The organism is Chromohalobacter sp. 11-W, from assembly GCF_029889905.1.
Taxonomy (GTDB): Bacteria; Pseudomonadota; Gammaproteobacteria; order Pseudomonadales; family Halomonadaceae; genus Chromohalobacter.
The window spans coordinates 1-26,805 of the sequence record NZ_JARANZ010000001.1 but is presented as its reverse complement, the minus strand read 5'-3'; the positions used below and the strand labels follow the sequence as shown (position 1 = coordinate 26,805).

Annotated in this window: 21 protein-coding genes, 5 tRNA genes and 1 pseudogene; 9 read left to right on the top strand and 18 right to left on the bottom strand. The window is 61.2% G+C overall.

Translation table 11 applies throughout. The annotated features are described in order from the left end of the window. Window positions 1-24: 24 nt before the first annotated feature. The 6 genes from OP494_RS00135 to OP494_RS00110 all read right to left on the bottom strand — a co-directional run bounded on the left by OP494_RS00135 (window position 25) and on the right by OP494_RS00110 (window position 1,405). A tRNA-Asp gene (locus OP494_RS00135) sits at window positions 25-101 on the bottom strand. Between the two features lie 23 nt (window positions 102-124). Further along, window positions 125-201: transfer RNA gene (locus tag OP494_RS00130), tRNA-Val, on the bottom strand. A gap of 74 nt (window positions 202-275) precedes the next feature. Continuing rightward, window positions 276-352, bottom strand: a tRNA-Asp gene (locus OP494_RS00125). A gap of 47 nt (window positions 353-399) precedes the next feature. Beyond that, window positions 400-476, bottom strand: a tRNA-Asp gene (locus OP494_RS00120). Between the two features lie 50 nt (window positions 477-526). Further along, window positions 527-602 (bottom strand) — tRNA-Val (locus OP494_RS00115). A gap of 65 nt (window positions 603-667) precedes the next feature. After that, a complete protein-coding gene (locus OP494_RS00110) occupies window positions 668-1,405 on the bottom strand; it encodes an alpha/beta family hydrolase (RefSeq protein ID WP_280538727.1) in 738 nt (245 codons plus the stop codon). Between the two features lie 98 nt (window positions 1,406-1,503). Here OP494_RS00110 and fnr point away from each other — a divergent pair, with 98 nt between their 5' ends. Then, entirely contained in the window at window positions 1,504-2,247 is a 744-nt protein-coding gene (gene fnr / locus OP494_RS00105) for a fumarate/nitrate reduction transcriptional regulator Fnr (protein WP_280538726.1), read from the top strand. Between the two features lie 3 nt (window positions 2,248-2,250). On the opposite strand, the gene ttcA is transcribed toward fnr, so the two are convergent. The 3 genes from ttcA to OP494_RS00090 all read right to left on the bottom strand — a co-directional run bounded on the left by ttcA (window position 2,251) and on the right by OP494_RS00090 (window position 5,705). Beyond that, entirely contained in the window at window positions 2,251-3,105 is an 855-nt protein-coding gene (gene ttcA, locus OP494_RS00100) for a tRNA 2-thiocytidine(32) synthetase TtcA (protein ID WP_280538725.1), read from the bottom strand. An 87-nt stretch (window positions 3,106-3,192) separates the two neighbouring features. Next, on the bottom strand, window positions 3,193-3,810 hold the full coding sequence (locus tag OP494_RS00095) for a 3'-5' exonuclease (RefSeq protein ID WP_280538724.1): 618 nt from the start codon (window positions 3,808-3,810) through the stop codon (window positions 3,193-3,195). A gap of 77 nt (window positions 3,811-3,887) precedes the next feature. After that, window positions 3,888-5,705 carry a DUF294 nucleotidyltransferase-like domain-containing protein gene (locus OP494_RS00090; protein WP_280538722.1) on the bottom strand — a complete coding sequence of 606 codons (1,818 nt, stop codon included), beginning with the start codon at window positions 5,703-5,705 and terminating at the stop codon, window positions 3,888-3,890. A 556-nt stretch (window positions 5,706-6,261) separates the two neighbouring features. On the opposite strand from OP494_RS00090, the gene OP494_RS00085 reads away from it, so the two are divergent. The 6 genes and pseudogenes from OP494_RS00085 to mntR all read left to right on the top strand — a co-directional run. Next, window positions 6,262-6,522, top strand: a complete 261-nt coding sequence (locus OP494_RS00085) for a DUF4212 domain-containing protein (RefSeq protein ID WP_178997694.1) — start codon at window positions 6,262-6,264, stop codon at window positions 6,520-6,522. Window positions 6,523-6,528: 6 nt separating this feature from the next. Next, window positions 6,529-8,310 carry a cation acetate symporter gene (locus OP494_RS00080; RefSeq protein ID WP_280538721.1) on the top strand — a complete coding sequence of 594 codons (1,782 nt, stop codon included), beginning with the start codon at window positions 6,529-6,531 and terminating at the stop codon, window positions 8,308-8,310. Between the two features lie 93 nt (window positions 8,311-8,403). Further along, window positions 8,404-8,919 carry a hypothetical protein gene (locus OP494_RS00075; RefSeq protein WP_280538720.1) on the top strand — a complete coding sequence of 172 codons (516 nt, stop codon included), beginning with the start codon at window positions 8,404-8,406 and terminating at the stop codon, window positions 8,917-8,919. A 66-nt stretch (window positions 8,920-8,985) separates the two neighbouring features. Continuing rightward, entirely contained in the window at window positions 8,986-12,936 is a 3,951-nt protein-coding gene (locus OP494_RS00070; protein WP_280538719.1) for a NahK/ErcS family hybrid sensor histidine kinase/response regulator, read from the top strand. Between the two features lie 136 nt (window positions 12,937-13,072). Continuing rightward, window positions 13,073-14,353, top strand: a complete 1,281-nt coding sequence (locus OP494_RS00065) for an Nramp family divalent metal transporter (RefSeq protein ID WP_280538718.1) — start codon at window positions 13,073-13,075, stop codon at window positions 14,351-14,353. Window positions 14,354-14,363: 10 nt separating this feature from the next. Continuing rightward, window positions 14,364-14,786 (top strand): annotated as a pseudogene (gene mntR / locus OP494_RS00060) (manganese-binding transcriptional regulator MntR); the annotation flags it as partial. 127 nt (window positions 14,787-14,913) lie between these two features. On the opposite strand, the gene OP494_RS00055 reads toward mntR, so the two are convergent. From OP494_RS00055 to OP494_RS00045, 3 genes are all read right to left on the bottom strand, one after another. Next, the gene (locus tag OP494_RS00055; RefSeq protein WP_040244569.1) at window positions 14,914-15,576 is read right to left on the bottom strand and encodes a response regulator transcription factor; all 663 of its coding nucleotides are present in this window, start codon (window positions 15,574-15,576) and stop codon (window positions 14,914-14,916) included. Window positions 15,577-15,835: 259 nt separating this feature from the next. Next, window positions 15,836-17,785 carry an acetate--CoA ligase gene (gene acs, locus OP494_RS00050; protein WP_280539168.1) on the bottom strand — a complete coding sequence of 650 codons (1,950 nt, stop codon included), beginning with the start codon at window positions 17,783-17,785 and terminating at the stop codon, window positions 15,836-15,838. 153 nt (window positions 17,786-17,938) lie between these two features. Further along, window positions 17,939-18,481: a SprT-like domain-containing protein gene (locus OP494_RS00045; protein WP_280538716.1), complete on the bottom strand. Its 543-nt coding sequence runs from the start codon at window positions 18,479-18,481 to the stop codon at window positions 17,939-17,941. A 72-nt stretch (window positions 18,482-18,553) separates the two neighbouring features. Between OP494_RS00045 and OP494_RS00040 the strand changes: the two genes are divergently transcribed. Next, the gene (locus OP494_RS00040) at window positions 18,554-19,204 is read left to right on the top strand and encodes a UPF0149 family protein (protein ID WP_247619539.1); all 651 of its coding nucleotides are present in this window, start codon (window positions 18,554-18,556) and stop codon (window positions 19,202-19,204) included. Between the two features lie 8 nt (window positions 19,205-19,212). Here OP494_RS00040 and OP494_RS00035 read toward each other — a convergent pair whose 3' ends face one another. Beyond that, on the bottom strand, window positions 19,213-20,325 hold the full coding sequence (locus tag OP494_RS00035; RefSeq protein ID WP_280538715.1) for a phospholipase D-like domain-containing protein: 1,113 nt from the start codon (window positions 20,323-20,325) through the stop codon (window positions 19,213-19,215). A gap of 145 nt (window positions 20,326-20,470) precedes the next feature. Between OP494_RS00035 and plsB the strand changes: the two genes are divergently transcribed. Continuing rightward, entirely contained in the window at window positions 20,471-22,906 is a 2,436-nt protein-coding gene (gene plsB, locus OP494_RS00030) for a glycerol-3-phosphate 1-O-acyltransferase PlsB (protein WP_280538714.1), read from the top strand. Window positions 22,907-22,920: 14 nt separating this feature from the next. On the opposite strand, the gene OP494_RS00025 is transcribed toward plsB, so the two are convergent. The 5 genes from OP494_RS00025 to OP494_RS00005 all read right to left on the bottom strand — a co-directional run. Next, entirely contained in the window at window positions 22,921-23,691 is a 771-nt protein-coding gene (locus OP494_RS00025; RefSeq protein ID WP_280538713.1) for a class I SAM-dependent methyltransferase, read from the bottom strand. Next, on the bottom strand, window positions 23,688-24,485 hold the full coding sequence (locus OP494_RS00020) for an undecaprenyl-diphosphate phosphatase (RefSeq protein ID WP_280538712.1): 798 nt from the start codon (window positions 24,483-24,485) through the stop codon (window positions 23,688-23,690). The genes OP494_RS00025 and OP494_RS00020 overlap by 4 nt, the downstream gene beginning before the upstream one ends. Before the next feature lie 86 nt (window positions 24,486-24,571). After that, complete coding sequence (gene tsaB / locus OP494_RS00015) at window positions 24,572-25,258, bottom strand: tRNA (adenosine(37)-N6)-threonylcarbamoyltransferase complex dimerization subunit type 1 TsaB (RefSeq protein ID WP_280538711.1); 687 nt, start codon at window positions 25,256-25,258, stop codon at window positions 24,572-24,574. 312 nt (window positions 25,259-25,570) lie between these two features. Next, the gene (gene adk, locus OP494_RS00010; RefSeq protein ID WP_280538709.1) at window positions 25,571-26,227 is read right to left on the bottom strand and encodes an adenylate kinase; all 657 of its coding nucleotides are present in this window, start codon (window positions 26,225-26,227) and stop codon (window positions 25,571-25,573) included. 289 nt (window positions 26,228-26,516) lie between these two features. Beyond that, window positions 26,517-26,805: 2-oxo acid dehydrogenase subunit E2 (locus OP494_RS00005; RefSeq protein WP_280538708.1), on the bottom strand; the 289-nt coding region annotated here is incomplete at its 5' end.

The following is a 26,805-nucleotide window of genomic DNA, read 5'->3' as shown; positions in this document are numbered from 1 at the left end:
CTCAGGGTTGGCCGATGGCGATCGTGGCGGACCGGACGGGACTCGAACCCGCGACCTCCGGCGTGACAGGCCGGCATTCTAACCAACTGAACTACCGGTCCGCATTGTCCGATTTGAATCGGATTGGTGGGTGGTACAGGACTCGAACCTGTGACCCCCAGCATGTGAGGCTGGTGCTCTAACCAGCTGAGCTAACCACCCGGATCGCATACTGCTTGGTACTGTATGTTGCTGCTGCATGCCTTATCGTCAATGACGCTTCGGCGAGGAAATCGTGGCGGACCGGACGGGACTCGAACCCGCGACCTCCGGCGTGACAGGCCGGCATTCTAACCAACTGAACTACCGGTCCGCTGAATACAACGCTAACCACACATTGTCGGATTTCCGATGAAGAACTGGCGGACCGGACGGGACTCGAACCCGCGACCTCCGGCGTGACAGGCCGGCATTCTAACCAACTGAACTACCGGTCCGCTACATTCTTCTTTACGTGTCCCCATCACTTGAAACGCATTTCACGTAATGGTGGGTGGTACTGGGCTCGAACCAGTGACCCCCAGCTTGTAAGGCTGGTGCTCTTCCAACTGAGCTAACCACCCCTGGTCACGTGGCGCTGCATTCTACAGAGAGGCTGTGGAAAGTCAACCGATTACATTCATCTGATTCATTCATTTGCCTGCATGGCGGCGGCCACGACACGCGCCGCTTCCTCGATCAGCGCCGCCTGATCATGTCCGACCCGCCGTCGCGGCTGCCAATCATGATCGCCATCGTCGAGAAAATGCACGCGCGCCGTCGCCGGCAAGGCATATTCACGCACTTCATCCTCCCTTCCGAACGGATCGCGCGTGCCCTGCAAAACCCAGGTGGGGCAGGCCAGATTCGGCCAATGCGCCAACCGTGTACGTTCAGGCTTGCCGGGCGGATGAAACGGATAGCCGAAGAGCGCCAGGCCTGCCGCCTCATCACGCGCCGCTAACAGGCTCGCCACGCGCCCACCCATTGACTTGCCCCCTAGCCACAACGGCGATCGCGCTTCGTCGGCAAGCGGTGTCAACGCGTCTCGCCATGCGGCCAGTTCGTCGACCAGGCTCTCGACACGCGGCGGCGGACGCCGACGCCCTTCATGCCATACCCGCTGCATGTAGGCGAAATCGATAGCCCAAACCTGCACGCCATGCAGCGCCAGCGACTCGCGCAAGCGTTGCATGAAGCGCGACGTCTGCCCTGCCCCGGCGCCATGAGTCAGCAACAAGCGCCCCACACGCGGCTTCCCACGCACCTCCAGAGGGCCCAGACCATCCAGATAATAATGCTGCGCCGCGACGGTGGGCGAAACGCCGCTCGCGTGCAGCGACGTCAGCGAGCGGGGCGTCTCTGCATAGGCATGTTCGAAGCTCATATCAGCCGTGTCTCATTGGGTGGCAGGGTGCGTCACTATGCGACTTTGACGGTGTTCACGCGCTACCCTAAGGTAGGTTCGCCCTAGGAGAAAACGCCATGACCGACGACAACGCCATTCCGGCCTCGCCGATGCATGCCCATTGTCAGACATGCCGGCTCAACTCGTTGTGTCTTCCGCTGGCGCTGGGGCTTGACGATCTTGACGACTTCGACGCCATCATCCGACGGCGCGCGCCCCTCAAGCGCGGTGACACGCTTTTCGACGCGACGACGCCTTTCACGCACCTCTTCGCGGTGCGCTGTGGGAGCCTCAAGCAAAGCGTCGCGCAAGCCCACGGCGAGGAGCGCATCACGCACTTTTACCTGCCCGGAGAACTCGTGGGTCTGGATGGCCTCGCCAGCGGTGGTCATCCGGGGCTCGTCGAAGCGCTCGAAACCACTGCCGTATGCGCGATTCCCTTCGATCAACTGGACCGCCTCTCCGTTGATCTGCCCGAGCTGCGCCATGCGCTCTACCGCAGCATGAGCCGCGAGCTTCACGACGACCGACACTGGCTTTGCCGGCTCGCCGGCCACACGGCCGAGGCACGCCTCGCCAGCTTCATCATCGACGTGTCACACCGCTTTAAGCGCTGCGGTTTCTCCCCCACGCGCTTTCGCCTGCCCATGGCACGTGCCGATATCGGCAATCATCTCGGCCTGGCGGTGGAAACCATCAGCCGTCTGATGAGTCGTTTTCAGCAGGCCGGATTGCTCCAAGTAGCACGCCGCGAGATTACGCTGCTCGAAGGCGAGCTCCTCGCTGCCGTAGCGCGCGGCGAGACGTCGCTTCGCGAGTGAGCATCACGCTTCGCGGGTCAGCACGTCGAGTGCCTCGATGCGCTTGCTCTGGAACTCGCGTTGCTTGTCTTCCAGCCCCACGAAATCGAAGAGGTTGCGATCGGCCAACTGCGACGGCGCCACATTGGTGATCGACTTGAACATCGCTTCCAGGCGCCCGGGGTGTTTCTCTTCCCACTCCGCGAGCATCTCCTTGACCACTTGGCGCTGAAGATTGGGCTGCGAACCGCACAAGTTGCAGGGAATGATCGGGAACTCCCGCCACTCGGCATATTCAGCGATATCGGCCTCACGGCAATACGCCAAGGGTCTAATGACGACATTCTTATTGTCGTCGGAGAGTAGCTTGGGGGGCATCGACTTGAGCGTGCCGCCGAAGAACATGTTGAGGAACAACGTCTCCAGCATGTCTTCGCGGTGATGGCCCAGCGCGATCTTGTTGGCACCAATCTCTTCGGCGAAGCCATAGAGCGTGCCACGCCGCAACCGCGAGCAAAGCGCGCAGGTAGTCTTGCCTTCCGGGGTTTTTTCCTTGACCACCGAATAGGTATCGCGCTCGACGATGTGATAAGGCACGCCGACGCCGTCCAGGTATTCGGGCAAAACGTGCTCGGGGAACCCTGGCTGTTTCTGGTCGAGGTTGACGGCCACCAGCTCGAACGAGACGGGTGCGTTACGCTGCAGGTTCATGAGGATATCCAACATGGTGTAGGAATCCTTGCCGCCGGAGAGGCATACCATGACCTTGTCACCGTCACGGATCATCCCGTAGTCGACGATGGCGTTCCCCACCTGGCGCCGCAGGCGTTTTTGCAACTTATTGAATGCCAGTTTGTCTTGGCCGTTGAGTGCATGCATGACGATAGCGCTTTGGCCTGCCGTGGTAAGTGAATCCTTCCATGTTATCACCGCAGGCTACTACGACGAAGTATCGAGCCCAGCCGCTCAGGCGCTGATCGCGCGCCCGTGACACAGGCGCAGATACATCAGTGCCGTGGTCACGGCATCACCCAATGCCGTATGACGCCCCATGATGGGTACGCCCAAGGCCTCGCTCATGGCCTCGAAACGCACATCCGGCTCGATATCCGGCTGCACGCGCCGGCGTTCACGCGCATACAACCGGCAGACATCCAGCGTCCGATTGGGCAGGTCAAACCCCGTACGCGGGCGCAAGTGACGATTGATGACCGCCACGTCGTAATCGATGCACCAGCCGACCAACGGACGATTGCCAATGAAATCGAGCAAACGGTCGAGTGCATCGCCCAACGCCTCGCCGCCCCATAGATCGACGCCGCGCAAGCCATGGATACGGATGGAGTCGCCCGACAGGCTCTCCGGACGCTGCAGGCGCAGGTCCAACGACTCGCTGGTCAGCACGCGTCCATCGCGCACCTTGACCGCCGCCAGCGCCACTAACTCCGCACGCCGCGGGTCAAGATCGGTCGTCTCGCAGTCCAGAGCGATGACTTCACTGCCGCAATACGGCTCGAAACGCCAAGCGTGATGCCCGCCCAGTTGGCGGCGCCGATCACCGGCACGACGCAATGCTTTTATCATCGCAACCTCCCGTATGCCTCTGACGATAGCTCGCGGGGTTTGACTCGACCACTCGCGGCCCTTGCCTGACGAGCACCTCAATATTCAAGATGAAAACGCTGTGACAAGCGTTGTTTGAATTCCTTGACCGTATGCAACGCCTCGCGCAGCAAGTCACGCTCGAAGCCACTGAGACGCTGCACGACCACGCGATTGGGCTCCTGCGACGCGTCGTTGCCTTCCAGGTTTTCCAACTGCTGACGTAGGCGCAGCTCGGAAAACAGCGCCATGGCTTCGCCCAGGTCGTCGGCGAAAGGCCGGTCGAGGCGACCGTCATCGACCAATGCATCGAGACGCGCAAACGTCGAGGTGGCGGCGACTCGGCGTTCCAGCGCCAGCGTGCGCACGCCATGCACGATGGGAAAAATCCCACCTTTCTTGATGTCGATGCCATGCTCCGGGCGCTTGAGCGTGCCGAACAGGGTCAGCGGCGTGGAGTAACGCAACACCCCCCGAGCGAAGTACGACAGCAGCAACTCATCGTGGGAGCCGCGCGCGAATAAGTGCTCACGGAGACCTTCGAGCAAGCTCGCGTTACCGGCGATGGCATGGGCGTCGAGCATGATGGCGAGATTCATCAAGGCATCCGGGTCACGGCTAGACGCCCAGCGGGCGATTTTGCCGCGCCACGCCGACTCGCTCGCTACCCACTGCGGATTGGAGACCATGATGTTGCCCGGGCAAGGCGGATAGCCAAGCCTGCCCAGCGTATCGGTCAAGGCCCTCATGGCGTCCTCGATACCCGGCCAATCGCTGCCATCGGCCAGGATCAAAGCGTTGTCCTGATCGGTCTTGAGAATCTGCTCGCCGCGCCCCTCGCTGCCCATGACAAGCAGACATGACTGAGACTGACGATCCTCGGGCATCAAGAACCGGAACGCCTTGTGGATGATCCGACCGTTGAGCGCCGCCAGAAGCTCCATGGCGAAGCGCAACTTCACGCCTTGCGCCGTCAATGTCTGAATCAACTGAGGCAGACGCGCGCTGGCACGCGCTAACGCCTCGATATCCTCCGCCTGCTCGATCTGCAGGCTGACGGTATGGGCGCGGCTCGAAAAATACCCCAGCACATCGGTCAACTCGACGACGCCCACCGCCTGCGCGCCCTCCATGACCACGACACGCGCCACTTCATGGCGCGTCATGCTGACCAGCGCGGTAAAGAGATAGTCGTCGGCATGCGAGGTGATCAGCGTGAAATGCGCGATGCCGCCCACTTCGGCGGAATGCGGCAAGCCTTGCTGAACCAGCGCATCGAGAAGATCGGTCTTGGTGACCATACCGCAGCGCCCCGCATGGCTGACCAGCAAGCTATCGGCATGACGCTCGCGCAAGTGCGTGACGGCCTCGGCAATCGTGGTATGCCCTTCGACCACGACGGGTTCGCGCATGCACTCCGCCACCCGTGCCAGCATGAAGCGTGCCATGCTCATCCCCCCTTCCGCCCGCCGCTCGAGCACATTGCGCGCCTTTTCGGCCAGGTGCTGGCGGAAGTAATTATCGAAGGCGGGGTATGCGCTGCAAATGTCCTCGAAAAGCCGGCGGGGAAGCAAATAGCACAGACTTTCTTGCTCGGCCTGAAATCTATAACGGCTCGTACCGTTGAGGATGCTGATAGCCCCGAACAGATCGCCCGCCGTGTAGTGGCCGATACGCCGCTCTCCCTCGCTAGCGTTGAGATCGAGCTCCGCCACTTCGCCTTTGTGAATCAGGAACACATGCTCACCGGGTTGACCGGCATCGAGTACAACCTCGCTCTCATTGAAATAGGCGAGATCGACTCCGTCCCGTACACGCTGACGACCTTTTTCATCGAGCAAGCTGAAAGGTGGTTGCGAGAGGTTGATATCGACCATGGTAGTACCCTCGTCCTGTGCCGACCCTGGCACGACTTGGTGTCATCATTACCGCTTCATGTTCCTTATACTTTTCGGTAACACGGCCGAAAGATGCTTACCATATTACGCGATCAAGAGTAGCAAAACTGACTTTTATTACGACACATAGACTATCGTTCTACGCTGAAATCGCATCCAAAGAACGGCCATTGACTTATGTACCTAAAGACTCGCTGATGCCTTTTTTATAAGCCTGCTATAAATTCTTGACTCCCGCACAACCTCATGAAAAACATGATAATTCAAAAAATTACTCTTTAAACTAATGGCTCGATACCAAAGTATGGGGTTCTTTTTTTCCCGTCATTGGCCACTATCATCAGTATGGCAATTCAAGGCAATCCCAGGTAGTTAACACAGGACGGATAGCATCGTCATGGTCGATAAAAGTCTAGCGCCACTATCGTATCAATGACGTTACCCTACAGAGTGTTCTATACCTGCGATTGCTTTGAAGCGTCTCGCACACTCTCATCACAACACCAACATATCCCTACCAGTGGAGAGCGACACCATGGCAGATGAAAAATCCAATGCCGAAGCTTACTGGAAAGCCAACGTGCGACTTATCACCGGCTGCCTGATCGTCTGGGCGCTGGTGTCTTACGGCTGCGCGATCCTGCTGCGCCCCCTGCTATCCAGCATTCCCGTCGGTGGTACTGACCTGGGCTTCTGGTTTGCTCAACAGGGCTCCATTCTGACGTTCATTGGCCTGATCTTCTTCTATGCCTGGAAGATGAACCGGCTGGACAAGCAATACGGACTCGAGGAGTAAACCAGCATGAGTCAATTTGCCATCAATATCCTGTTCGTCGGCGCTTCTTTCGCTATATACATTGGCATCGCTATCTGGGCCAAGGCGGGCTCCACCAAAGATTTCTATGTGGCCGGTGGCGGCGTACACCCGATTACCAACGGCATGGCGATTGGGGCTGACTGGATGTCCGCCGCCTCCTTCATTTCCATGGCGGGCCTCATCGCCGCTGGCGGCTATGCCAACTCCACCTTTCTAATGGGCTGGACCGGCGGTTATGTGCTGTTGGCCTTGCTATTGGCGCCTTACCTGAGGAAATTCGGCAAGTTCACGGTGCCAGAGTTCATTGGCGACCGCTTCTACAGCCGCACGGCTCGCATGGTTGCCGTCGTCTGTCTGATCGTGGCTTCCCTGACCTACGTAATAGGTCAGATGGCCGGTGCTGGTGTCGCTTTTTCACGCTTTCTGGAAGTCGACGCAACCACCGGCCTGATCATCGCCGCCGTCGTGGTGTTCTTCTATTCCGTGCTGGGTGGCATGAAGGGCATCACGTACACGCAGGTGGCTCAGTACATCGTACTGATCATTGCCTATACCATCCCAGCGGTATTCATTTCGCTAGAACTTACCGGCAATCCGCTTCCTCCGCTGGGCCTGTTCTCCGAGCACAGCGCCTCCGGCGAACCGCTACTGTCCAAGCTCAATGAAGTAGTGAGTGCGCTGGGCTTCGATGCCTATACGGCGATGGTCGACAACAAGCTCAACATGGTGCTGTTCACCCTGTCGCTGATGATCGGGACCGCCGGTCTTCCCCACGTCATCATGCGTTTTTTCACCGTGCCCAAGGTGGCAGATGCTCGCTGGTCCGCCGGCTGGGCGCTGGTATTCATCGGTCTGCTCTATCTGACCGCGCCGGCCGTAGCGTCCATGGCACGCTTGAACCTGATGACGACCATCTATCCCGACATGGCAGGTCAAGTCGAGAATTACGACGCCGCCGCCGCCAATCCCATCGCTTACGAAAACCGGCCGGAGTGGATACGGACCTGGGAAGAAACAGGGCTGATCACCTTCGACGACAAAAACAGCGACGGCGACATTCAGTTCTACAACGACAGCACCGATTTCTCGGATCGCGGCTGGTCCGGAAACGAGTTGACCGTCAACAACGATATACTGGTACTGGCAAACCCAGAGATCGCCAACCTCCCCTCCTGGGTCATAGGACTGATCGCCGCCGGGGGTCTGGCCGCGGCTCTCTCCACTGCTGCCGGGCTGCTATTGGCCATCTCCTCGGCGATCAGTCATGACTTGATCAAAGGCGCCATAAACCCAGGCATAACGGAACGAGGGGAATTGCGAGCGGCACGCATCTCGATGTCGATTGCCATCGTTGTCGCCACCTACCTCGGCGCCAATCCTCCAGGATTCGCAGCTCAGGTCGTGGCATTAGCCTTCGGTATCGCCGCTGCATCGCTATTCCCGGTGCTGATGATGGGGATCTTCTCCAAACGGGTGAATAACAAAGGGGCCATCGCGGGGATGTTGTCAGGGCTGACCTTCACCTTGGTCTACATCTTCATCTACAAAGGCTGGTTCTTCATCCCCGGCACCAATAACCTGGCGGATACGCCTGAAAATTGGGTACTCGGCATTTCGCCGCTCTCCATCGGCGCGGTGGGTGCGATCGTCAACTTCGCGGTCGCCTACCTCGTTTCCAAATCATCCGAGGAACCGCCTCGGGAGATTCAGGAACTGGTGGAAAGCGTGCGCTATCCCAAAGGTGCTGGTGGTGCCGTTAGCCACTAAGCCATAATACCCATCGGCTCGGCTGGCCCGGGCCACGGGATCACACTATCGGGCTTCCCTGGGGGAGGCCCGATTTCGTTGCAGGGAGAGATTATGATTTGGCAATTGATCGCGGTGATATTTGCCGGCCTCGGCGCTGCAGGGATCGGGTTGATCCTGCGACAGCTTAGCGGCAAGCGCTTGCCCCGCTGGATCGTGCCGGCACTAGCAGGCGTAGGAATGCTCAGTTATCAGATCTACTATGAATACAACTGGTTGGCGTCCAAGCAGCAGCAACTGCCCGACTCCGCCGAGGTCGTCGATGTCGAATATGATTCGATGTTCTGGCGGCCCTGGACGTATCTATACCCCTTACCCGTCGCCTTCGAGGTGATCGATCACGATCATTTACGCACCACCGAGGCCAACGGCCAACGCATGATGGAATTTATCCTCTATCGTTTCGAGAAACAGGTCACGGACCGTGTGACCCATCAGGCCTATCTGATGAACTGCGACGAACGGGAATGGGCGCCGCTGGTTGGCGATGAGCGCCAGCCAGACGCCTCCGCACTGCACGACATTGGCGCCGACACCCCGCTTTACCAGACTCTATGTAAAACGTCCTGAGAGGATGGACGACTGACGCGCACCAGCGGATTACCCTAGAATGGCCGCAAACATAGGGGAGAGAGCATGTTTGCTGGCTGGCTACTGATCGTCATATCGCTGATCTACATTGCCGTATTATTTGCCATCGCTTGGCGTGGCGATAGCCAGGCCAAGCGCCATGGACCGGGCAGACGGCGACCCATCGTCTACAGCCTCGCGCTGGCGGTCTACTGTACCTCGTGGACGTTCTATGGCGCCGTCGGCGAGGCCGCCACGTCGGGCTGGTCGTTCGCCAGCATCTTTGTCGGCCCGATTCTGACCTTCCTGCTATTCTGGCCCGTATTGGCCAAGATGATCCGCGTCGCCAAACGCCAGAACGTGACCTCGATCGCCGACTTCATCGCCTCGCGCTATGGCAAGACCCAGTCGTTGGCGGCATTCGCCAGCCTGGTGGCTTTGATCGGCACGCTGCCCTACATCGCCTTGCAACTGAAGGCCGTGGCCTCGGCATTCACCGTGCTGACCGACAGCGCCGATCTGACCCGCGCCCCTGTGTTCGGCGATACGGCCTTCTATATCGCGGCCGTCATGGCGCTGTTCGCCATTCTCTTCGGCACGCGACATACCGATGCCACCGAGCATCACGAGGGCCTGATTCACGCCATCGCCTTCGAATCGCTGGTCAAACTGGTCGCCTTCCTGGTGCTCGGCGCCTACGTCACCTGGGGCATGTTCGACGGCCTCGGCGACCTGTTCGGCCGCGCCGATACGCATCTGGAATTGCAGCGTCAACTGACCGAGCAGGATTTCGGCCACGGCTTCTGGGCACAGACGCTACTCGCGATGCTGGCCATCTTCTGCCTGCCCCGCCAGTTTCACCTCGCCGTGGTCGAAAACACCCACGCAGACGACGCCAAGCGCGCCCGCTGGCTATTCCCGCTGTATCTAGCCGCCATCGGTTTCTTCGTGCTGCCTATCGCAGCGGCGGGCCTGACGATATTCCCCGATGGTGAGGTCAACCCCGATACCTTCATGCTGGCGCTGCCCATGGCCGGCGGCAGCGAATGGCTGGGGCTGCTCACCTTTATCGGCGGGCTCTCGGCAGCGACCGGCATGGTCATCATGGCCGCCGTGGCGGTGTCGATCATGATCTCCAACGAGATCATCATCCCGCTGCTGTTCCGCCTACGCTGGTTCGTCACCGAAGGCGACTACGCCAAGCTGGTGCTACGTGCGCGACGCGCGACCATCGTCCTCATTCTGCTGCTGGCCTACATCTTTTATCGCCTGATCGCCGAATACAGCACCTTGGCCTCGACAGGCATGTTGTCGTTCGCCGCAGCCGCCCAGTTCGCGCCTGCCTTGCTGGGCGGACTTTACTGGAAGCGTGGCAACCGCCTCGGCGTCATTGCCGGCATGAACGTCGGTTTCGCGGTGTGGGCCTACACGCTGCTGCTCCCGGCGCTGGTGCAGGCCGAATTGCTGCCCATGACCTGGCTGACCAGCGGTCCCTTGGGGCTCGACTGGCTGGCGCCGACACACCTGTTCGGGCTCAACGTCGGGGACAGCTTCACCCACGGCGTCATGCTGTCCTTGGGGCTCAACCTGTTCTGCTACATCTTTGTCTCGCAGATCACCCCGCAGCGCGTCGTCGAGCGTATCCAGGCATCATTATTCGTCGATAGCGTCGAGACTCGCCAGACCTCGGTCAACCGCCCCTGGACCGGCGCCACCACGGTGGGCGATCTCAAGGTCCTCTGCGAGCGTTTCCTGGGCACCAGCCAGGTACAGCGCGCCTTCGAGGACTATTCACGCCGTGGCGGCCAGTCCGTGGACGACAACACCCGCGCCTCGATCGACGTCATCCAGTTCACCGAGCGCTTGTTATCCTCAGTACTCGGAGCGTCGTCGGCACGCATCGTGGTCAATTCGGCGCTGCAAGGGCGCGGCATCGGTATCTCCGATGTCATCTCGATCGTCGACGAAGCCTCGCAGGTGCTGGAGTTCAACCGCGCCCTGCTGCAAGCGACCATCGAGAATATCAACCAGGGCATCAGCGTGATCGATCAGAACGCGCGCCTGGTGGTATGGAACCAGCGTTATCTGGAGCTGTTTCGCTTCCCCGACAGTTTGATCCGGGTCAACGCGCCGTTCGACAAGATCCTGCGCTACAACGCGCATAACGGCGAATACGGTCCCGGCGACCCCGAGGAGCACGTCGAGCTCTTGATGGACAACATCCGCCAGGGGCAACCACACCGCTACGTACGTTACCGCCAGGATGGCACGGTGCTCGAGGTTCAGGGCAACCCCATGCCAGGCGGCGGCTTCGTCTATACCTATCAGGACATTACCCAGCAAAAGCGCACCGAAGAGGCGCTGATCCGCTCCGAAAACAACATCCGCATCTACACCGACAATGTGCCGGCGCTGATCGCCTATTTCGACAAGGAATGCCGTTACCTCTTCACCAACCGTGCCTATGAAGCGGCAATGGGCATCGACCGCAACGAAGCGATCGGCGAACGCTTCGACCACGTCATGCCCGCCCAGGTCATCCGCGAGCGCTCGCCGTGGATGCATCGTGTGCTGGCCGGCGAGCGGGTGAGCTTCGAAATCTCACAGGACGACGGCGACGGTGGCGTGCGTTACATGCTGGTGACCTACACGCCCCACTTCGGCGAAGGCGAGAGCGTGCTCGGGTTCTTCGCCCTCTATCAGGACATTACCGAGCGCCGCCTGGCCGAAATTGCCCTGCGCGAGACCAACGAAAACCTCGAGGAACGCGTCCGCGAGCGGACCCAGGCGCTGTCGGAAGCCAACGCGGCCCTGCGCCAGGAAAACCGTGTGCGCGCCGAGGCCGAGTCGGCGCTGCGCCAAGCCAAGCAGGTCGCCGAGGAGGCCAACGCCTCAAAAACACGTTTTCTGGCCGCCGCCAGCCATGACCTGCTCCAACCGCTCAACGCCGCACGTCTCTTCACCTCGGCACTGGGACAGCAGGTCGAAGCCGACGAGCTGCGCCATACCATCGGCCACATCGACAATTCGCTACAGGCCGCCGAGGAGCTTTTGAGCACGCTGCTCGACATCTCCAAACTCGATGCCGGCGCCCTGACACCCCGCCGGACACAGTTCCCGCTCACCGACATTCTGCGCCCGCTGCGCGCCGAGTTCGAGGTCATGGCCACGGATCGCGGGCTCGACCTGGATGTCGTTGCCACCGGCACCTGGGTGGACAGCGACGCCCAGATGTTACGACGCATCGTGCAGAATTTCCTCTCCAACGCGCTGCGCTATACACAGCAAGGGCGTGTGCTGCTGGGGTGCCGGCGCAAGGGCGAGCAACTGACCATCGAAGTTTGGGATACCGGTCCGGGCATTCCCGAGGCCAAGCAGGCGGAAATCTTCCAGGAATTTCGTCGCCTCGATCAGGCCTCGCGTCACAAGGAAAGCGAGAAGGGCCTGGGGCTCGGGCTCTCCATTGCCGACCGTATGAGCCGAGTGCTCGAACATCCCATCAAGATTCGCTCGTGGGAAAACGTCGGCACCGTGTTCTCGGTGTCGGTGCCTCGGGTCGAGGGACGCCAACAGGAAAAAAGCGCCGAGGATACGCCCACGCGGCGTCCCGGCAACAAACTCGCAGGCGCCAGAATCCTGTGTATCGACAACGAAACACTGATCCTCGAGGGCATGAAGGCGATGCTCGATGGCTGGGAGTGCGAAGTCTTCACCGCCACGTCCATCGGCGGCGCCAAGTCGGTGTTACGCCATCTGGACAGCGATCCCGAAGCCATTCTCGCCGACTACCATCTGGACAACGAGGTTACCGGATTGATGGCGCTGGAAGCGCTCGAGGAGCTCTGCGAAGGCCCCGTTCCGGGTATCGTGATCACCGCCGACCGTACCGACGAGGTCGCCGAGGAGATTCGTCGCAATGGCTATCAATTGCTGCTCAAACCGGTGCGCCCCGCCGCCTTGCGGGCGCTTTTGACACGCACCTTGCAAGCCAACCGCGCCGTTCGACAGGATACCTAAACGTGCGCGGACAACTTCGGATGCGACTAATAGTCAAACTCAATCGACTCTCGGGACAACGGCTATTGGTCAATCCAAGGCCTCTAAGTTAACCTTCATACATTCGATTAACCATGGTTAACATTGAGTCGCTACCATGCTGAGTACGATTTCCGACAGCGCGATCCGCGAGCAGGCGGCGTCGACGCTCAATGGCAAGGCCCGACGCTGGGGATGGACAGCCTTTTTCGGCCCCGCGCTGATCGCCGCGGTGGCCTATATCGATCCCGGCAACTTCGCCACCAATATCGAAGCGGGCTCGCGCTACGGCTATACCCTGCTGTGGGTGGTGCTCGTCGCCAACCTGATGGCCATGCTGATCCAGACTCTCTCGGCACGTTTGGGTCTTGCCACCGGACGCAACCTGCCTCAGGTGATCCGCGCACGCTATCCACGCCCCGTGGTCTGGGGCTATTGGATACAAGCAGAGGTCGTGGCCATCGCCACCGATCTCGCCGAATTCCTTGGGGCGGCGTTAGCCTTCAATCTGTTGTTCGGGCTATCGTTGATGGAAGGCGCGTTGCTCACCGGGGCGATCACCTATCTGGCGCTGCATCTCTACCGCTACGGTTTCCGACTCATGGAAATCGTCATCGGCGCCATGATCCTGGCCGTGGCGGGCGGCTTCATCCTCGAGCTGGTGCTCAGCCGGCCGGAAGCAACCCCTTTGCTCGAAGGACTGCTGATCCCTGGCTTCCCGGATAGCTATTCACTCTATCTAGCGGCGGGCATACTCGGCGCCACGGTCATGCCGCATGTCATCTATCTGCACTCGGCACTATCGCAGAAGCGGATCCAGGTGAAGGACGATGCCCATCGGCTACGCTTGATGCGTTACTACCGTCTGGATGTCATCATCGGCATGGCCATCGCTGGCGTGGTCAACCTCAGCATGCTGGCCATGGCAGCGGCGGCCTTCCATGCCAACGGCCGTCTGGATGTCGCCACCATCAGTGACAGCTATAAATTGCTGGCGCCGATGCTCGGCCAGGTCACGGCCAGTCATGTCTTCGGTGCTGCCTTGCTACTCGCTGGTCTGTCGTCGTCCATCGTCGGCACACTCTCGGGACAGGTGATCATGCAAGGCTTCATGGCCTTCACGATCCCCCTGTGGGTGCGCCGTCTAGTCACCATGGTGCCGGCGCTGGTGATCATCATGCTCGGCGTGTCCGAGCAGAAGGCCTTGGTCGCCAGTCAGGTGATTCTTAGCTTCGGAATACCGTTCGCACTCATACCACTGCTTTTTTTCACCGCCAATCGCCGTATCATGGGCAATCTAGTCAATCACAAATCGGTAACCGTGGTGGGCGGTATTGTGTGCACGTTGATCGTCGCCCTCAACGCGTACGTGCTATTTTCTACGTTCACGGGACACTGAAAGCAGGGGTTGCATGAAGTCTCAGCCCAAGCACGAATATTTCAAACGCGTCCGGCAGGATCATCAGACCGAACTGGTCGAGGATTATGTCGAGGAAATCGCGCACCTGCATACGCAGTTGGGCGAAGCACGTGCCAGCGATCTGGCCGAATGTTTCGGCGTCAGCGCAGCGGCGGTGTCGAAAGTCATTGCACGCTTGAAACGCGACGGACTTGCCGTCGCTCGTCCCTACCGCGGGATCTTCCTGACCGACGAGGGAGATGCGCTCGCCAAGCGCGTCATGGCACGCCACCGGGTAGTACTCGATGCCTTGCGGGCGCTCGGTGTGCCCGAGGAAGTCGCACGTGCCGACTCCGAGGGCATCGAGCATCACTGCAGTGAGGAAACCGTGAACGCCATGCGCGATTTCCTGCGCCGCCAGTCGCCTTCTTAGGCCGCCCTGGAGGGCCCCAGGAGCGCGCTCTGACACGCAGATACGAAGAAGCCGCTCCCATTAAACGACGGGAACGGCTTCTTGTCTCTCACATGGCCTCGTCTCGTATGCTGTCGCCAAGGACAGCCTAGGACTCGACCTTGGGCGGTTCGACCTCGAGCTTCTGTGCGGCGATGACCGCCTGTGTACGCGAATGCACACCCAGTTTGCGGAGAATCGCCGTGACATGCGCCTTGATGGTCGCCTCCGACACGTTGAGCTCATAGGCGATCTGTTTGTTGAGCAGACCTTCGTTCAACATGTTGAGTACGCGGAACTGCTGAGGTGTCAGCGAGGCGATGGCTTCGGCGAAGCGCGCTTCATCTTCGTTCGACTCCCCGAGCACATCAGCCATCTCCTCGGGCAACCAAACCTCCCCTTCGAGCACTTGTCGGATCGCCTCGGCGATAACATCCAGCGACGAGGACTTGGGAATGAACCCCGAGGCACCGTAGTCGATGGCACGACGCACTACGGGCGGCTCCTCGCTGCCCGAAATGACGACCACGGGCACCTCGGGCGACTGACCGCGCAGTTGGATCAGTCCCGAAAAGCCATGCGCACCCGGCATGTGCAAGTCGAGCAAGATAAGGTCGGCATCGGGATGGCGCATTACCATGTCGGACGTCGCCTCCATGGTATCGGCTTCGACGATCTCCGCCTGTGGCGCTACTTGGCGCAACGCCTGGTTGAGCGCGGCACGAAATAGCGGGTGGTCATCGGCGACGATGAATTTCTGGGCAAAAGCCATTGTGTCTCCTCCGGATCCCCCTGGAGCGAACGGTCGTGCCGCGATTGTCATCGGCAAGCATCAGGTTCACTTCTTGTTTTCAGCATGTTACCCCATGCTGTAGACAATACCCAAGCCTTGCGTCGACGCACCCCCGAACGTTCCTGGTGGCACGAAAAAGCCGGCCATCGGCCGGCGAAAGTCGGGCGGGTACCCGAGGCGAGCTGGCGTGCTGCCCCGTGTCGAACGAACCGACGCTGGATACCCACCCCAACACGTGTCAACGATTGGCGCGGTGCTCGATCAACTCATCGACCACGCTCGGGTCAGCCAGCGTACTGGTGTCGCCCAAGCCCTCGCACTCGTTGGCGGCGATCTTACGCAAGATACGCCGCATAATCTTGCCGGAACGGGTCTTCGGCAGCCCCGGCGCCCACTGAATGACATCCGGCGTCGCGATCGGCCCGATATCCTTGCGCACCCATTGCGTCAACTCCTTGCGTAGCTCCTCACTAGGTTCGACGTCGTCACCCAGGGTCACGTAAATGTAGATGCCCTGTCCCTTGATGTCGTGGGGATATCCCACTACAGCGGCTTCGGCCACAGCGCTGTGTGCCACCAACGAGGATTCGATCTCGGCGGTGCCCATGCGGTGCCCGGAAACGTTGAGCACGTCGTCTATGCGACCGGTGATCCAGTAGTAGCCATCCTCGTCGCGACGGCAGCCATCGCCGGTGAAGTAAACACCTTCGTAAGGAGAGAAGTACGTCTGCACGAAGCGTTCGTGATCGTTCCAGATGGTGCGCGCCTGACCGGGCCAAGAATCGAGGAGCACCAGGTTGCCCGAGGTGGCGCCTTCGAGCACATTACCCTCGTTGTCGAGCAGCGCCGGGCGCACACCGAAGAACGGCCGCGTGGCGGAGCCCGGCTTGAGATCGGTGGCCCCCGGCAACGGCGTGATCATGATGCCGCCGGTCTCGGTTTGCCACCAGGTGTCGACGATCGGGCAGCGCGAGTTGCCGATCACACGGTGGAACCAACTCCACGCCTCGGGGTTGATCGGCTCACCCACCGACCCCAGCACACGCAGGCTATCACGCTGGCTCGAGTCCATGATGTTCTCGCCATGCGCCATCAACGCGCGGATGGCGGTCGGCGAGGTGTAGAGAATCGATACCTGGTGCTTATCGATGATCTCGCCGAGGCGCCCGTGCGTGGGATAGCTTGGCACGCCTTCGAACATCAGCGTGGTCGCGCCGTTGGCCAGCGGGCCATAGACGATGTAGCTATGCCCGGTGACCCAGCCCACATCGGCACTGCACCAGTACACTTCACCTTCGTGGTAGTCGAATACATAGCGATGCGTCAGCGCCGCATAGAGCAGATAGCCCCCGGTGGTGTGCTTGAGTCCCTTGGGACGCCCAGTGGAGCCGGAGGTATAGAGGATGAACAGCGCATCCTCGGCGTTCATCTTCTCCGCCGGGCATTCGCTGGACTGGCGATCGACCCACTCGTGGTACCAGACGTCGCGGTCGTCGTGCCATTCGATCTCGCCGCCGGTGCGGCGCACGACCAACACCTTGTCGACGATATCGGTGCCGTCACGGGTCATCGCGGCGTCGACGTTATCCTTGAGCGGTACGTGCTTGCCACCGCGCACCGACTCGTCGGCGGTGATCACCACGCGTGACTGAGCATCGACCACGCGTTGTGCCAGCGCATCCGGCGAGAAGCCACCGAACACCACCGAGTGGATCGCCCCGATACGCGCGCACGCCAGCATCGCCACCGACGCCTCGGGAATCATCGGCATGTAGAGCGTGACGGTGTCGCCCTTGGTGACACCCATTTCCTTGAGTGCGTTGCTCAAGCGGCACACCTCGGCATGCAGCTCGCGGTAGGTAATGGTCTTGTCCTGCCCCGGATCGTCGCCTTCCCAGATGATCGCCGGCTGATCGCCACGGGTCTCGAGATGGCGATCAAGGCAGTTGTAGGCGGCGTTGAGTTCGCCATCCTCGAACCAGCGAATATCCACGTTGGAGGCGGCGAATGAAGTGTTCTTGATCTTGGTCGGCGCCTTGAACCAATCCAGAGACTCGGCCTGTTCCGCCCAGAAGCCTTCGGGATCGTCGACGGAGCGCTGATAAAGGCTCAGATACGTCTCGTTATCCGCCCAGGCATTGGCGGCGAAGTCCTCCGCCACCGGGTAGACTTTCTGCTGTTCGGTCATGGCTTCCTCGCAAAGGTCGAGAAATGGATGATCGGCCACACGATTGACCACGTGACCGTCCAAGAATACCCATCCAGCATATACCCGTAGACCCCCTGGCTCCCTATTAGACCTTGGTATTACCATTTTTTCTTTTTAATTCATTGAGTTACATCACTTTTTCGCAACGAAGCGCAAGCGCTGTCGACAATATCGACAATGATAGTTCGTGCCTCGCTGTGCCCGCGAATGACGCCGCGCGGAAAATTGATGCTCGGTGGCACAACCACAACGGTAGCAATACGGTGCGGGACTGGCACGCGTGACATCGAAACGGTGCGTGGTACGTGGCGGCAAACCGTAGAGCTTCTGCATGACGGTACGCCATTCGTGGCCGTGCGGACGCGCTGGCGGCCCCTCGAGGTGAAAGACCAGCCAATGCGCCATCTCATGCGGAACCACATCCACCATGAACGCCTGGCGGTTCTCGCGCAGTAGGACGGGATTGAAACGTAGGCCGCCGCGCGAGAAGTGCGCCTGACCGGCCCCCTTGCCACGCAGGTCCAACCACACGTCGGGGCGCGGCAGGGCAGGATGAACATCGAGGGCGACGCGCCAAGCCGCCTCAACACGCGCATGTAGCGCCTCGTGGAGAGCCGGCTCGTCGAGCGACACTAACCAATCGTTATCGGGAGAGGGCAAGGTGACAGACATCATGGGATGCTAGAATGCCGCGCAACGCGACAGGCGTCCACCACTCACCGACCGCTCCCCTGCAAGAGGCCCATCATGTCCGAGACGTCGCCCCCCATGCCCCTGCTCGACGACGAAGCGCTCGAGACCCTCGACGATTTCCTTGAATCCGACCAAGTCGACCCTGAAGCGCTCGACTTGATCGGCACGCACGGTTTCCTCGTCGCGCTGGCGATCGCGCCGATCGAGACACCGGCCACGACCTGGGTCGCCGAGCTTTACCATGGCGAGCCGCAGTTCACCGACGCCGCGCAGCGCGAACAGATTCTCGGCCTCTGCGAGACGCTCAAGCAAAACGCCATCGAAGCCCTCGAGCACGGTCATCTACCCGAACTGCCGTTCGATCTCGAGCTCGGCGACATCGCCCCCGAGGAAACGCCCATCGGCGATTGGTGCGCGGGCTTCATGGAAGGTGTGTTTCTCAATGAAGTCGCCTGGTTCGAGCACGACGAAGCCCGGGTCGCCGAGCTGCTGCTGCCCTTCATGGCTTTGTCGGGGCTATTCGACGACGAACCCGACATGCACGAACTGATTGCTGACGGCCCCCGAGCCGAGGCGCTCGTCAAGCAGCTACCCGAGCTGATCCTGGATCTCTATCTGCACTACCGGGTCCCCGAGGAAAAACCCAAGCCCACACCGCGCAAGAAGAAACCCGCCGGACGCCCAGGAGGCAAGGGTCGCCGCTAGACACGCATTCAGCGCAGCCGTGTCATCCACCCGTTGAGGGTGCCGAAAACCCACTCACGGCAGCGCTGAGTCCAGGGGCGATAGCGCCACTGCTCCCAATGGATTTCCTCGCTGGCGGCGAAGTTACGCTCGAACAGAGCCGCCACGTCGCGGGCGAATCTCGTATCCTCGACTTCCTGGTTAGCCTCGAGATTCCACTGCAGGCTCCAGTGATCGAAGTTGCACGAGCCGATCGACGCCCAATCGTCGACCAGCACGAACTTGGCGTGAATGAAGGTCGGCTGAAACTCGTAGATGCGTACCCCGGCCCGCAAAAGTCGCGCGTAGAAACGTTGCCCGGCATAGCGAATGCTCGGATGGTCGTGGCGCGAGCCCGGCAGCAATAGCCGCACGTCAAGGCCCAGGCGCGCGGCGCGGATCAGGCGTCGGCGCAGGCTGAAAGTCGGCACGAAGTAGGGCGTACACAGCCACAACCGCCGCTCGGCAGTAGCGATACGCTGATGCAGCGAATGCCGAATCGCCTGGTAACGATGCCCACGCCCACTGATCATACGTCCGCGCATGTCCTCCGTGAGCGGTGCGATGGAGCGCGGGGACGGCCAGTGACGCGGCGCCGCCTTGCGGCGCGTCAAGGGCGATTCCCAGAGTTGCGCGAACAGGCCGATCCAATCCGCGACGACCGGCCCCTCGATACGTACGGCGACTTCATACCACGCCTCGACGAAGGAATCGACGGCGCCGAAACCACCGGTGAATGCCAGTTTCTCGTCGACGATCAGCAGCTTGCGATGATCGCGCGACAGATTCTTGCCCAGTTGATGCCAGGCCAGCGGATTGAAGAAGCGCAGCGCCACGCCGGCCTCACGCAAGCGCTCACGGTCAGAATGCGCGAGCTTCATCGAACCATAGCCATCGAGCAGTACCAGCACCGTGACACCCCGCCCGGCCGCCGCGCACAAGGCATCGATCACGCGTGTGGCGAGCGTTCCCGACTCCATCAAATACAGTTCGAGATAAAGCGTGGTGCGCGCTTCATCGATGGCTGTAAACAAGGCGGGAAGAAAGCGTTTGCCTTCCGGCAACAAGGTGAAACGATTGCCTACCTGCCAGCGTCCGCGCATGGTGTCTCCTTGAATTCGCCGCCTGCGCGGCGGCTGGGTCGTGCGCCATTGACGCACGTTTTCAACGTCGCTGAAAAGCGCCAGCCTTGGGCCTACCCGGCCGGACTGGCTATACTGCTGCATTGCGTTCCTTCAAGGCTAATGGATGGCTGTTCTACGCACGTTCCTCGCTCCCTTGCGCGCCCTGTGCCGCACGCTGCTCGACCACTGGCTCGACTACCATCATGTCGAAGCGCAGCAGCCCGCGCTCGATGCCACGCGGCCCACCCTCTACGTGCTGCCGCATCCCGCCTTCTCGGACAGACTGGCACTCGAACTGATGACACGCCGCGAGGGGCTGCCCAGCGCCCGAGGCAGCATCGCGCTCGGCGAGGCGCGCCTTCCCGCTTGTATCGCCCTACCCCGGCTCAGTCGCGGGTTGACGCAGGTACACGGACGACGCTCGCTGCATCTCGACACCTTGCTGGCAGAACTAGCCGACGCGCCCGATCGAGATGTCCAGCTAGTACCGGTCAGCGTGTTCTGGGGACGTGCCCCGGGCAAGGACTTCGGCTTCTGGAAACTGCTCGCGGCGGATAGCTGGCAGTGGAGCGGACGCCTGCGCCGACTCTTGTCGATGGCGGTCAATGGCAAGCACGTGCAGGTGCATATCGGCGCCCCGTTGCAACTACGCACGTTGATCGAGACACGTCCGCTACCGGCCGTCCAGCGCAAGACGGCGCGCGTGCTGCGCGTTCACTTTCGTCGGGTACGCGCCCGTGTGCTGGGTCCCGACCTCTCGCACCGCAATACGTTGATCCGCGGCGTGGTCGACAGCCCACAAGTGCGCCAGGCGATCTCCGACGCGGCCACCGCCCGTGGCACCAGCCCCGAACGTGAAACACGCCGGGCACTGCGTTATGGCCGCGAAATCGCTTCCAACACCTCCTACCCGGTACTGCGTTTCCTCTACCAACTGCTGCGCCGGCTCTGGAATCGTCTCTACGACGGCGTCACCGTCAACGGGCTCGATGACGTCAAGGCGCTGGCCGGCGATCACGAATTGATCTACGTGCCCTGTCATCGCAGCCATATCGACTATCTTTTGTTGTCCTACGCACTATTTCGCGAGGGATTGATGCCGCCGCACATCGCGGCAGGCCGCAACCTCGACATGCCGGTGATCGGCGCGCTGCTACGTCGAGGAGGGGCGTTCTTCCTGCGCCGCAGCTTTCGTGACAATCGCCTCTACGCGGCGGTATTCAACGAATACGTGCATCGTCTGATTTCGCGCGGGCACCCACTGGAATACTTCATCGAGGGCGGACGCTCGCGCACCGGCCGCATGCTGGCGCCGCGCCCAGGCATGCTCGCCATGACCCTTCGCTCATTCGCCCGCGACCCCCGCCGCGAGGTCGCCTTCGTGCCGGTCTATGTCGGCTACGAGAAGGTGCTGGAAAGCGGTAGCTACCTCAAGGAATTGCGTGGCGGGCACAAGAAGAAGGAATCGCCCTTCGATCTATTGCGCATCGTGCGTCGCCTGCGACCGTCATACGGGCATGTCACGGTCAATGTCGGCGAACCGCTCATGCTCAGCGGCTTTCTCGACCGCCAGGTGCCCGAGTGGCGAGACAATCGCCGTCAAACACGCCCCGACTGGCTGAACCAGGCCGTGCCCGCGCTGGGCGCCACCCTGGCCCAGCGCATCAACGCGGCAGCGGCCATCACGCCGGTCTCGCTGGTCGCCCTGGGGCTTCTGGCCAATTCGCACCATGCCATCGAGGCCGACTTGCTCGAGCGTCACATGCGCTTGCTAGTGGACCTAAGGCGGCACCTCCCGGGCGGCGAGCGACTCACTCTGCCCGAGGGCGAGCCTCGGGACTGGATCGCCCATACCGCTCAGTTGGAATTCATCGAGCGCCGCCAACAGGCACTCGGCGAACTCGTCCTCGCCACGCCAGAACAGGCCACTTTATTGACCTGGTATCGCAACAACGTCTTGCATCTGTTCATCGACATGGCACTGGTCGCCTTCGCATACCGGCATAACGCCCGCTTTAATACGGAGGAGTTGCTCACGCTGCTGGGCCCCGCCTGGCCAGTGCTCGCGCATGAATTTCACCTGCCCGCTGATGCCTTTGCGCCGCGTCTGGAACGCGCTCTGGCGGCACTCGTGTCGGAAGACTTGCTGATCGAGACCGATCACGGCTGGGAGCGCCCAGCGGGGCACCTGGCCAGTAGCGAACATCTGCGCCTGCTGGGCCGGCTGGTGCAACCGACTCTGGAGCGCGGTTATCTGCTATTGGCCGTACTGCTGCGCGAAGGAAGCGGCACCCTGAACCGCGAGGCGTTGGAGGAACAAAGCCGTCAGTTGGCTGAACGTCTCACCCTGCTCTCCGGGCTTAACGCGCCGGAGTTCTTCGACAAACGCCTCTTCAGCGGCTTGCTCGACACTCTCGAGGCACAGGGCTGGTTATGGCAGGAAAACGACACGCTATGCTATGACAGCTCGCTCGAAAGCGCTCAGCGGCGTGGGCAGGCGCTCTTCGATCCCAGCCTGCGCCACCGCCTGACCCAACTGGTGCATCGCCAGGCGTCTTGAGCCATGAGGCCACGTTACGCAGGCTTCAGGCTGCGATGCACATAGAGATCATAGCGACTGGTCTTGCCCTCGAGCACGTGATCGGGCGAGGGGCCCTCAAGCGGTGGCGCACGGCGGGGGCGCTTGACCACCACCCGGTGCGTAGCGACCTCCAGAGCGGCTTCCAGCAGGCGCGGCGCGTCGTCATCGTCACCGGCCAGTTCGCGGAAGACGCGCATCTCCTTCTTGACCAACGCGCTCTTGTCACGGTGAGGAAACATGGGGTCGAGATGCACCACCTGCGGCGCAACGTCGTGACGCGCCACCAGCGTCGCCAGCTCATGCGCGGCATCACCATTCGCCACCCGCATGCGCGCCACGATCTCGGCGGCCTCTGCATCCGCTCGGGCACGCCGCACGCCATCTTCGAGCAGGGCGTAAATCGCCGCCACGCGCTCGATCAGCAACACCTGGGCGCCGAGGCTCGCCAGCACGAAGGCATCACGCCCCAGCCCCGCCGTGGCATCGACAATGCTCGGCGTCACGCCATGCGCCAGTCCGCATGCCTTGGCGATCAGTTGCCCACGCCCGCCGCCGAAGCGGCGCCGGTGCGCGACTTTACCAGCGGCGAAATCGACCCGAATCGGCGCGCCATAGCGACGCGCATCGCCCGACAGCGCCAGGCCCTCATCGCGCATGGCCAAGCACAAGGTGGTGTCGGCATCCGCCTCGGGTTGCCAGGGCAACCCGAGGCGCGCTGCCAGCGCGCGTACCGGCTCGCCGATGGCCGTAACCCGTTCGCTCATGCCACCCATACCAACAGCACGACGCCCAGGATCAGGCGATAGATGACGAACGGCAGCATACCGATGCGATCCAACGCGGCCAGGAACAACTTGATACACAGCCATGCCGCGACAAACGACATCAGCGTCCCCGCGACGATCGTGCCCCAGGCCACACCCTCGCCGGCTTCGACAAGTTCGATACCCTTGAGCGAACCGGCGGCAAGAATCAGCGGGATCGACAGCAAGAACGAGAAACGTGCGGCGGCCTGGCGGGTGAAGCCCAGCAGCAAGGCCGCCGTGATCGTGATGCCCGAGCGCGACGTCCCGGGAATCAACGCCAAGGCCTGGGCGAGCCCGATGATCAGCGCATTGCGCAGCGACATCGCGGTCAACGCATGCCGGCGGCTACCGCGTACATCCGCCCACCACAGCAGCAACCCGAAAACCAAGGTGGTGATGGCGATCACCAGCGAGGCGCGAAGATATGACTCGATGACACTTTCCAGCAGAAAACCGATGATGACGGCAGGCAGGGTGCCAATGATCACCGCCCAGCCCAGGCGGCTTTCCGGCGTCGCTGGCGCGCCGCGACACTGCGCCACCCAATCACGCACGATGTGAGTCACTTCACGGTGAAAGACCAGCATCACTGCGGCCAACGAGCCGACATGTACAGCAACATCGAAGGCCAAGCCCTGATCGGGCCAGCCCAGCAACTGCGACGGGAGAATCAGGTGAGCGGATGACGAAATGGGCAGGAATTCGGTAAGGCCTTGAATGATGGCCAGCGCAACGACGTGCAACCAATCCATGAAATGTCCTTGAAGCAACGAAAAACATGACGCTGCGTACGAGCGTGCGAGCACGCCATTATTATTCTCGAGGGCTTAAGAAACGCTTAAGCGCGCTGCCATGCCACCTCATTGCGCAGATACACAGGAACCGCCACGTCGGGCGACGGGCGTTCACCCGACTGCCAGGCCTGCACTGCCAAATGGACCATATCCTCGGCAGTTGGCTGCGGTTCACTCAGGCACTGGCCGAGCGCCGACTGCACTTCCACCGGCATACGCTCGCGTAAGGTCCAGCCCGAGCCGATGCCGACCCAGTCGACATCGTGGGAGGCCACAGGCAGACGCAACCGCTCCGGGGCCAACACGGTCTCCTCCATGAGCGACTCGAGCACGCCATCGTGGCAGCGATAGGCAGCGGCATAGATCTCGTTCATGCGCGCGTCCATTGCCGCCACCACATAGCGCGCATGGAGACGCCGATGTGCAGCCAGCGCCAGGGCTTCCAAGGTGGATACGCCGATCAAGGGACATTCGAGCGCGAAAGCCAGCCCCTGCGCCGTCCCGGCAGCGATGCGCAAACCGGTGAACGAGCCCGGCCCACGACCGTATGCCAACGCATCGAGATCGGAGAGCCCTACGCCCGCCTCGGCCAGCACGTCATCGACCATCGGCATCAGGAGCTGGGTGTGTTGACGCGGGGCGTCACGATAACGGGAGATGACATGGCCATCGCGCCACAAGGCGCAGGAACAGGCGCTAGTAGAGGCATCCAGGGCCAACAGAGTGGGCATCGGCGATCATCGAGCAACGGGTGAGCCCGCACTATAAACGTGCCATCGGTCATTGGCAAAACGCCCGGCGCACCGCCCGATGCAATCTTGACGCAGGTCGTCAACGAAACGGTAAAGGGCCAGGGTCTGGCCCAGAGCGTGGCTCTATGATGCCCGCGGGCATGTCGAAACGCCTTGGCGTAATGGCCAGCTTCTTTCAGATTCTAGCCAGGGCATGACGTAGTGGGAGTGAATTTATTCACGAGGGAAGCTGGCAGCCCCCTATCGGGAACAAGTTCCCCCCCACTGAAAAGCCGCGCGGGAGGGAGAAGGTTACCCTTCGAGCGCCGTCAGCACCTGCTGGCGGATCGATTCGACGCTGCCGGTGCCTTCCACACGGTGATAGGCTGGCGCGCTTTGCGGGTCTTGCTGGGCCCATTCGCGGTAATACTTCACCAGCGGCTCGGTCTGTTCATGATACACGGACAAGCGGTTGCGCACGGTCGACTCCTGATCGTCGTCGCGCAGCACGATCGCTTCACCCGTCACGTCATCCTTGCCCTCTTCTTGGGGCGGCTGGTAGTCGATGTGATAGACACGCCCCGAGCCCGGATGCACCCGGCGACCGGCCAGGCGCTTGACGATTTCCTCATCATCCACGGCGACTTCCAGCACATGGTCGAGTTTGACGTTGGCGTCTTTCATGGCATCGGCCTGGGGGATCGTGCGCGGGAAACCATCGAACAGGAAACCGTTGGCGCAATCAGGCTGGGCGATACGCTCCTTGACCAGCGAGATGATGATATCGTCGGACACCAGACCGCCGCTGTTCATGATCTCCTTGACCTTGAGCCCCAGTTCACTTTCCTCCTTGACCGCCGTACGCAACATATCGCCGGTGGAGATCTGCGGAATGTCGAAATGCTCGCAGATGAATTGGGCCTGGGTGCCCTTGCCTGCGCCCGGGGCGCCCAACAAGATCAAACGCATCGATAGTGCTCCTTGAACGAGTCATCACATGTTCGTTATTAGCCATGGCATGCTCCATGAAGCACACGCCATCGCAGTGGGAATGGCCCATGACGATACCTGCACGGCTCAAGCGGCACAAGCACACCCGCCCCGGTCTCGGCTTGCTCTAAGCGCCATAATTCGCCTTTTTTCATGGAGTTGCCTGAAGCGTTGTACTTTCGTCGCGCGTGACACTCGGTTCCATTTGTCGCGACAAAAAAGCGGCCCCCGAGGAGGCCGCTTCTATCTCGTCACCTATGTGCCTGGATTACATCAGCAGGCGACGAATATCACTCAACGCCTGGGCCAAAAAGGCCGTGAAGCGGGCCGCGTCGGCGCCGTTGACCGCCCGGTGATCGTAGGACAGCGACAGCGGCATCATCAGCCTTGGGGCAAACTCGGCGCCGTCCCACACCGGCTTCGTCTGCGCCTTGGAAACGCCGAGAATGGCGACTTCCGGGGCGTTGACGATGGGCGTGAAGGCGGTGCCACCGATGGAGCCCAGGCTGGAGATGGTGAAGCAGCCACCGCTCATCTCCTCGCGCTTGAGCTTCTTC

Excerpts from the sequence above, each read along its gene's own strand:
- OP494_RS00055 (WP_040244569.1), bottom strand. The coding sequence starts at position 15,576 with ATGGCTTTTGCCCAGAAATTCATCGTCGCCGATGACCACCCGCTATTT.
- OP494_RS00065 (WP_280538718.1), top strand. The coding sequence starts at position 13,073 with ATGCTGAGTACGATTTCCGACAGCGCGATCCGCGAGCAGGCGGCGTCG.
- plsB (WP_280538714.1), top strand. The coding sequence starts at position 20,471 with ATGGCTGTTCTACGCACGTTCCTCGCTCCCTTGCGCGCCCTGTGCCGC.
- OP494_RS00095 (WP_280538724.1), bottom strand. The coding sequence starts at position 3,810 with ATGATAAAAGCATTGCGTCGTGCCGGTGATCGGCGCCGCCAACTGGGC.
- OP494_RS00020 (WP_280538712.1), bottom strand. The coding sequence starts at position 24,485 with ATGGATTGGTTGCACGTCGTTGCGCTGGCCATCATTCAAGGCCTTACC.
- adk (WP_280538709.1), bottom strand. The coding sequence starts at position 26,227 with ATGCGTTTGATCTTGTTGGGCGCCCCGGGCGCAGGCAAGGGCACCCAG.
- OP494_RS00090 (WP_280538722.1), bottom strand. The coding sequence starts at position 5,705 with ATGGTCGATATCAACCTCTCGCAACCACCTTTCAGCTTGCTCGATGAA.
- tsaB (WP_280538711.1), bottom strand. The coding sequence starts at position 25,258 with ATGCCCACTCTGTTGGCCCTGGATGCCTCTACTAGCGCCTGTTCCTGC.
- OP494_RS00080 (WP_280538721.1), top strand. The coding sequence starts at position 6,529 with ATGAGTCAATTTGCCATCAATATCCTGTTCGTCGGCGCTTCTTTCGCT.
- ttcA (WP_280538725.1), bottom strand. The coding sequence starts at position 3,105 with ATGCATGCACTCAACGGCCAAGACAAACTGGCATTCAATAAGTTGCAA.
- acs (WP_280539168.1), bottom strand. The coding sequence starts at position 17,785 with ATGACCGAACAGCAGAAAGTCTACCCGGTGGCGGAGGACTTCGCCGCC.
- OP494_RS00085 (WP_178997694.1), top strand. The coding sequence starts at position 6,262 with ATGGCAGATGAAAAATCCAATGCCGAAGCTTACTGGAAAGCCAACGTG.
- OP494_RS00035 (WP_280538715.1), bottom strand. The coding sequence starts at position 20,325 with ATGCGCGGACGCTGGCAGGTAGGCAATCGTTTCACCTTGTTGCCGGAA.
- OP494_RS00075 (WP_280538720.1), top strand. The coding sequence starts at position 8,404 with ATGATTTGGCAATTGATCGCGGTGATATTTGCCGGCCTCGGCGCTGCA.
- fnr (WP_280538726.1), top strand. The coding sequence starts at position 1,504 with ATGACCGACGACAACGCCATTCCGGCCTCGCCGATGCATGCCCATTGT.
- OP494_RS00040 (WP_247619539.1), top strand. The coding sequence starts at position 18,554 with ATGTCCGAGACGTCGCCCCCCATGCCCCTGCTCGACGACGAAGCGCTC.
- OP494_RS00025 (WP_280538713.1), bottom strand. The coding sequence starts at position 23,691 with ATGAGCGAACGGGTTACGGCCATCGGCGAGCCGGTACGCGCGCTGGCA.
- OP494_RS00045 (WP_280538716.1), bottom strand. The coding sequence starts at position 18,481 with ATGATGTCTGTCACCTTGCCCTCTCCCGATAACGATTGGTTAGTGTCG.
- OP494_RS00070 (WP_280538719.1), top strand. The coding sequence starts at position 8,986 with ATGTTTGCTGGCTGGCTACTGATCGTCATATCGCTGATCTACATTGCC.
- OP494_RS00110 (WP_280538727.1), bottom strand. The coding sequence starts at position 1,405 with ATGAGCTTCGAACATGCCTATGCAGAGACGCCCCGCTCGCTGACGTCG.